Raw genomic sequence first — 496 nt, 5'->3', positions numbered from 1 at the left:
CCGGCTCACCCCCGCACAGCTGGCGGAGCTCGCCGAGGAGATCCGGGGGTTCCTGGTGGACGCGGTCTCGCGGACCGGCGGTCACCTCGGCCCCAACCTCGGCGTGGTGGAGCTCACCATCGCGCTGCACCGGGTCTTCGACTCCCCGCGTGACCGGATCCTGTTCGACACCGGCCACCAGTCGTACGTGCACAAGCTGCTCACCGGGCGGCAGGACTTCTCCCGGCTGCGCGCGAAGGGGGGCCTGTCGGGGTACCCGTCGCGGGCGGAGTCCGAGCACGACGTGATCGAGAACTCGCACGCCTCGACGGTGCTGGGCTACGCGGACGGCCTGGCCAAGGCGAACCAGCTGGCCGGGCACCGCGACCGCCCGGTGGTCGCGGTGATCGGCGACGGCGCGCTGACCGGCGGCATGGCCTGGGAGGCGCTGAACAACATCGCCGACGCCGAGGACCGGCCCGTGGTCATCGTCGTCAACGACAACGAGCGCTCCTAC

At 72.0% G+C, this 496-nt stretch carries 1 protein-coding gene; it reads left to right on the top strand.

Going from position 1 to position 496, the window contains the following annotated elements; genetic code table 11:
* Positions 1-496: 1-deoxy-D-xylulose-5-phosphate synthase N-terminal domain-containing protein (locus tag LO771_RS30075; protein WP_230748334.1), on the top strand; the 496-nt coding region annotated here is incomplete at both ends.

This window comes from Streptacidiphilus sp. ASG 303 (genome assembly GCF_020991365.1).
Lineage (GTDB): Bacteria > Actinomycetota > Actinomycetes > Streptomycetales > Streptomycetaceae > Peterkaempfera.
The sequence above is the reverse complement of the archived record's forward strand: the minus strand, read 5'-3'. Positions and strand labels throughout refer to the sequence as shown.